A 6,091-nucleotide genomic window follows, 5' to 3' on the forward strand; every position below is an offset into this window, starting at 1 on the left:
CTCGTGTTTGGGTGGATTGGGTAGTTTTGCAGGATGTCTAATAAACAAATTGATAAAGATGTTCAGTTTATTTTTGATAATTTAATCCAAAAATCAGAAATTTATGGACTTCTTATCAATCCAGATAAAATTACTGACGAAACTAAGGTTGCTAAAAAAGACTTCCTGCAAAACCCAAAAATAAGGAAAACCGTTCGTGGTGAGCTTGTCGAACCATAACGGTTTTCCGCCACCACTCAACAAGCTCGGGGTGAACGGAAAACCTAGTTTTGCAGGAAGTCTAAAATATCAAGAAAAATTGATTAACCTATATCACTTGGGTATTAGCTCGGCTTATATGTTATTAGCCTTTGTTTTTGAAAATTATAAAGAGCAAGATTTTACTGAGTTGTTGGAGTTTTTGGAGTTTTGGTTTATTTGTCGTCACGTTACGAATGAGCCAGCAACCAACCAACTGGATAAGATTTTTACTGAGCTTACCCAAGCCCAAAAACAGCACTATGATTTTGAATTAATAAAATCGACACTGTCTGAATACTTAGATGAAGACAGTATTAAAAAATCATTGAGTAATACTGATATTTATGAGTATCCGTATTTGGTTCGTAATATTTTAATTCGTTTAGAACAAAAATTACGTAACAAACAAACAGCCGTAGACTTTTGGGAAAAGACAAACAAACAACGTGTTTGGACAATTGAGCATATTTATCCACAAAATCCATATGATGAAAAAGACTGGGGAGATGATGAGCAAAATGCACAATTAAAGCAAAAACTGCACAGTTTGGGTAATTTGACCTTGACTTGCTATAATAGCTCATACTCCAACAAAAAAATATGTCGAAAAATGTCAAGTTACTGATGATGGCAATCTAGTTGGCTTGATAAATGGCGACATGAAAATCAATCAAACCTTGCCAAAGCCAAGTGATGATAATAAAGTTTGGACAGCCAAAGAAATTGATGAAAGGACAAAGTGGCTGATTGAGCAGTTTTTTGATTTTTATAAGAGTTAAATTGGACTAAAAATTCAGGCTCTGGTTCAAAAAGTATGCTACAAAGAAAACCGTTTGTGGTGAGCTATGCCTGCCCATAACGGTTTTCCTGCCCGCAGGCAGGCTCAGGGCGAACGGAAAACTAGTTTGGCATACTTTTTAGACTACTACCAAAATTCATTTTACTTATGATAAAATGGATTTTTCTTTCAATTATTAAAAATAGTCATGGGTAAAGCATATCAAATAGACGGTGATGACAAAGAGGTAACCTTATGGGAGGGTTCGCCCACCTTTCGTCGCTTGGTGTATGGGGCGATAGCGTTGGTTTTGCTCACGGCTTATGGCTTTTGGGTGTCTGCCTACTTGCAAGAACACCAAAGGCACATAGATATGATTAATCAGCAATATCGAGAGTTCTCAGGCACTAATGACCAACTCATTGAAGATGTATTACCCAAAAAAAGCCGTAACCCTGTGTGGAATAATAACCCCCAAGCGGCATCAAAGCTCAATTATAAAACCCTTGATGATTACCCAATAGCAACAGACAGTTGGCAGAATCGTTTTAATCCCAATAAAATTGCCCCAGGCTCTGGCTTTGAGGTATACTATATCAATCAGAAAAAACCCAATGAAGTAGTATTAAAAGAAATTAAATCAAACATTGCCATGAATTATCATGGAGATGAAATTAAAGGTATTCCCACAAAGGAGCTTGCAGCTTATTGGGTGGGGCGAATATCCGTGCCCAAGGATGGTATTTATTTTATTAAAAAAAGCGGTGATTGGAAAAGTATGCGGATATTATTGGATGGGCATATTATGGATAAAGGAGATTTTCAAGGCACGTCTGAATTAAATGTTTATTTAAAAGAGGGGGATTATTTGTTAGAAGTAGAAATGTCAAATAAAACCAATAATTTGGATTTGGCGGTCAATTTCTTTCACCCTATCACTACTTATAAAAACACCGATTTAAGTCAGCAGTTGGTAAAATTAGATGTTAATAATTACAACTTATATTTTGCTTCCACTTATAGCAGTGATGATTTTAATAACACCGTGAGCGTGCATTCAAGTATAAGCGAGCCTTATGTGCTGGTATTATCAAATAGCGAACCTGTGAATTGGCGTATTTATGGTAATACTCCCCAAGCGATTATCTATAGTGGTGCAAATACCAGTATTAATTCTGTGGGTTCACCTCATATCGTCAAAACCGATTTTTTAAATGTGCCTTATAATCTGCTAGCAGAAAAGAGTAGTTGCAGTTGCCATCAAGGAGTGTTTGGTTGTACAGAGGTTGCCAGTATGCGAGAGTCCATTAATCACATTGAAAGCATTACTGGCATGAGATTGGTGGGTGGTGCAGGGAGTAACTATGCTAGAATATTACGCCTACCCAAAGATAGGGTAAGTAATGATGTCATGAGTCGTCAAACCCAAGACTATGAACAAAAACGAGTGGCATGCCAAGTGCCAACCAGTCCTGTTAATCAAGCTAACGGTATAAGTCCTTGACATAGACAATAATAATCGGTTGTATTTTTGGTTGCTCTACCATATAATTTGCCTTAATTTAGATTATGATTACCACACCAATGAATCCAGCCCCATTGTCTAAGCGAGTAAAGCCCCAAAAGTCCAAAAAACAACAAAACACCTACAAATTGCCTATCTTTGCCATGATTGCTTTTGTAATTGGTGGGGGGTTTTATTTTACTAATAAGGCAAATCAACCAGAGGAGCTAGACGCCCAAGAAGTGGTGAGTGCGGTGTTTGTAACTGACGAAGATGATGTGCCACAGCACTTACAAGACCAGCGTTTGGCGGACTTTAAGCAGGGTAATAAAAAAAAGGGGGGGTTTGATGTACAAATTTTTGACCAACAAACCGCCAACGATAAAATTACCAACAGTAGCGATATGTCCGAGACTGACCGCACACGCTTATTGGAGGTGCTTGTGGAGAACCCTCATGCTAGAGTGGCAGAGCTGATTTTGTGGGACGATGTGGCAGAGGACGGCGATGTGGTAACGGTCAGCTCGCTTGATATGAGTCAGCAGGTAGCACTCATGCACGCTCACAAGACCATTTATGTCCCTGTGGTTAATGGCAAGCCCGTTGTCATCACAGGGGTCAGAGACGGTGGCGGTGGCATTACACTCGCCTTTGCTGCTGGTGGTGGCACTGCACTTACCCCTGTCATCAGAGAGGGTGAGTCAGTGGAGGTATTACTATACTAAGCGATTGTTGCCAGACGGATTAACAATCTTAATCCAACCTGCCAAGTGCTGTTATTTAATCATCATGTCTTTTATCACTAAAATCACCCCTTACCTATTTGTCATAATATGCCTTGCCATGTTGTGGAAAATGTTGCCCGACTTTAAATACGGTGGCGATGTTTATCTATTATGTGCATTGGTATTTGGTGATGATTTTGATATTGGTGCTACTTCTGATAGTGGCGATATGGCTACATTGGCATGAAATAGCCCCTGACTTTATATATAGGATTATTCCAGTGGACGTATTAGACCGATTAAGTAATTTGCAAGTGATTGAAGAGGCAGCATTACAGGCGGATAAAGAGGCGATTATTATTGACAGTGCAAGACTTAACCAAGACTTGCAAGCCAAAGTCATCGGACAGGCTCAGGTGTGTAGCGACTTATCAGCACAGCTAAGACGCCGACTGGCGATGATGCAACGCAATAAGCCTGTGGGGGTGTTTTTGTTTGCAGGGCTGCCAGGAACGGGCAAGACGTATTTGGCGAAGGTGCTTGCCAAACTGTTGGAGCGAAAACTTCTGCATTTTGACATGACCCAATACGCCGCAGGGGCGTTTAGTGCATCGCAGCTCTTTGGTATGACACGAGGTTATGTCGGCTCAAATACTTATGGAGCATTGACCGCAGGGCTTAGGGATTTTCCTAAGGCGGTGGTGCTACTTGATGAGATAGAAAAAGCACACCCTGACATCCTAAAAAACTTCCTAACCGCTTGGAATGATGGCTTTATTACAGAGGCATCAGACGGCAAACAAATCAGCACCAGTGAGGCGATTTTTATTCTAACGTCAAACGCCGCCACAGATGCGTTGGCGGATTTACACCAAAGTATCAAAGACCCTGACAGTCTAAGAAGTGCGTCTGTGGCAACCTTGCGTGAGCAGGGCTTTGCCCCTGAGGTGCTAAACCGCATTGACCGCATTTTTGTGTTTGCTCCATTTGGCGGTTTGGATATTGCCCGTATTGTCGCTCTTGAAATAGAGCGTATGATTAAGAGCTATGGCTTGGCGGTGGCGGGCAAGGGTATTGACCCTGCCATTATACAAAAGAATGGGGTATCACGCCAGTAGCCGTGATGTGGTACGCCTATTAGAAGAATCGCTTGCCGACTCACTTATCACCGCTCGCCAAAATGGTTATGCGGTGGTTAAATTACAAATTGAGGCGGATTCTGTGGTGGCGATAGGTGTGCAATGAGCGGTGGCTATGTAGATGATGACGGCGTAACGTTGTGGGAGCATTCTGCCACATTTCGTAAATTGGTGTATGTGGCGATAGCGTTATTCTGTGTCATTGGCTATGGCTTTCGTGTGTCTTATACAGTGCAAAAACAGCAAGCCCATCTTGATTATATTAGACAACAACAGCAAGCCGCCCAGCAAGCTCCCAAGCCCAACAAAACTCTGCCAATCAAGCCAACATCCCCCAGCAACGCCCAGCTGGTGCAATCAATAGCAGAATGCTAGATAGTTTTCCGTCAGCAAGCAAGCGAGTGGGCGAGCGTCTTAATCCAGATAATCTAGTGCCAGCATCTGGTTTTGATATGTATTTTTTTAATACCCAAGACCCTTATACGGTGGTACACAAAGAAAATGTTGCCAATATCGCCTTAAAATTTAGCTCAATGAATTTTTACAACATTCCCACAGATTTTTTTGGGGCGTATTGGGTGGGGACGGTATTTGTCCCTGTGGAGGGCGAGTATTTTATTAATGCAAGTGCCAGCCATGCGTCCATACGTGCAATCATCGATGGGCGTGTCATTGGCAAAGATGAACAGCATGGCACTATTGGGAATAGGGTGTATCTACAAAAAGGCGTATATACGCTCGAAATAGAATATAAAAATGCCACGCCAAACACCGATATGTATGTCTTTTTTGGACAACGCAGTCAAATCTACAAAAAAGAAGCATTGGCAAACATCATTGCAGGTATGGGTATTGACAGCGGTACGCCCCTACAAGTGGTGGCAGTACCAAGTGTTAAAATCCCCAAAAAACCATTGCGGTGCATTCAAGCATTGCTGAGCCTTATGTGCTGATGTTATTTGCCACCGCAGGGACACTATGGCAGGTGCATGGTATGCCCCCAAAGGCGATCATTTATGACACTGCCAACCAGGTGCAGTCGGTGGGTACGCCTCATCTGATTAGGTCGGATTTTTATTTAAACAAAAATGACCTATCCGAGGAGGTGTATTGTGCTTGTACTGAGGGCGGATTTTATTGTCCCAATCATAAGGATTTGGGAGAGACGATTGCCACGCTTAAAGAGTGGACAGGGCTTAATCTGGCAGGTGGTAAAAGCGATAGTGAGGCTGATGTGATTTTTTTGCCTGATGTGGTCGTTACCAAAAACATGGTGGACAGACAACGCCAAAACTACGCCAATCAGCAACACAGTTGTGCCACAACTAAAAACATCGCACCCGCCATACCCACCAAACCGACCGCACCAAACCTTACCGATATGAATATGGATAATATTACGCCGATTTATGTGGAACATTAACTGATTGGCATTGTTAAACTAAAATACATAATTCAAAGTTCCATTCCACTTAGCAAACAGTAAGTTCAAAGTGTTTTCTATCATTTTCTCGGATTTAGAGTAACATTTTGATTTTCTTCTAAATCTTGCTGTGAAATGCCTAATGAGACTATTATAGCCCTCTATGGTAAAAGTTTGAGCTTTGCTTGTCATATGTTTTGATTTTGGAATGACTTCAAGGTAAGATTTCCAGTAGTCACTACAAAACAGTTGAATGTTATGGATATTCAATTGATTGTAAAG

Annotated in this window: 10 protein-coding genes; 9 read left to right on the forward strand and 1 reads right to left on the reverse strand. The window is 41.4% G+C overall.

The features are described from left to right. The first annotated feature begins 33 nt into the window (after positions 1-33). The 9 genes from K941_RS0111730 to K941_RS0111770 all read left to right on the forward strand — a co-directional run bounded on the left by K941_RS0111730 (position 34) and on the right by K941_RS0111770 (position 5,809). Entirely contained in the window at positions 34-219 is a 186-nt protein-coding gene (locus K941_RS0111730; protein ID WP_029103763.1) for a hypothetical protein, read from the forward strand. Next, positions 200-865 carry an HNH endonuclease family protein gene (locus tag K941_RS0111735; RefSeq protein ID WP_147287540.1) on the forward strand — a complete coding sequence of 222 codons (666 nt, stop codon included), beginning with the start codon at positions 200-202 and terminating at the stop codon, positions 863-865. Before K941_RS0111730 ends, K941_RS0111735 begins: the two co-directional genes overlap by 20 nt. A 361-nt stretch (positions 866-1,226) precedes the next feature. Beyond that, complete coding sequence (locus K941_RS0111745) at positions 1,227-2,522, forward strand: hypothetical protein (RefSeq protein ID WP_029103765.1); 1,296 nt, start codon at positions 1,227-1,229, stop codon at positions 2,520-2,522. A gap of 80 nt (positions 2,523-2,602) precedes the next feature. After that, on the forward strand, positions 2,603-3,247 hold the full coding sequence (locus K941_RS0111750) for a hypothetical protein (RefSeq protein WP_029103766.1): 645 nt from the start codon (positions 2,603-2,605) through the stop codon (positions 3,245-3,247). Positions 3,248-3,405: 158 nt separating this feature from the next. Beyond that, positions 3,406-4,365: an AAA family ATPase gene (locus K941_RS15785; RefSeq protein WP_051226056.1), complete on the forward strand. Its 960-nt coding sequence runs from the start codon at positions 3,406-3,408 to the stop codon at positions 4,363-4,365. Beyond that, positions 4,346-4,492 carry a hypothetical protein gene (locus K941_RS17600; protein ID WP_208854381.1) on the forward strand — a complete coding sequence of 49 codons (147 nt, stop codon included), beginning with the start codon at positions 4,346-4,348 and terminating at the stop codon, positions 4,490-4,492. Before K941_RS15785 ends, K941_RS17600 begins: the two co-directional genes overlap by 20 nt. After that, entirely contained in the window at positions 4,489-4,761 is a 273-nt protein-coding gene (locus K941_RS0111760) for a hypothetical protein (RefSeq protein ID WP_029103767.1), read from the forward strand. The genes K941_RS17600 and K941_RS0111760 overlap by 4 nt, the downstream gene beginning before the upstream one ends. Next, entirely contained in the window at positions 4,755-5,339 is a 585-nt protein-coding gene (locus K941_RS0111765; RefSeq protein ID WP_029103768.1) for a PA14 domain-containing protein, read from the forward strand. Before K941_RS0111760 ends, K941_RS0111765 begins: the two co-directional genes overlap by 7 nt. Then, complete coding sequence (locus K941_RS0111770; protein ID WP_147287539.1) at positions 5,306-5,809, forward strand: hypothetical protein; 504 nt, start codon at positions 5,306-5,308, stop codon at positions 5,807-5,809. The genes K941_RS0111765 and K941_RS0111770 overlap by 34 nt, the downstream gene beginning before the upstream one ends. 18 nt (positions 5,810-5,827) lie before the next feature. Here K941_RS0111770 and K941_RS16930 read toward each other — a convergent pair. Beyond that, positions 5,828-6,091 (reverse strand): IS1 family transposase (locus K941_RS16930; protein WP_167539599.1); only part of this gene is annotated, 264 nt, incomplete at its 5' end.

The sequence above is a fragment of the Moraxella caprae DSM 19149 genome, from assembly GCF_000426885.1.
Classification (GTDB): Bacteria; Pseudomonadota; Gammaproteobacteria; order Pseudomonadales; family Moraxellaceae; genus Moraxella; species Moraxella caprae.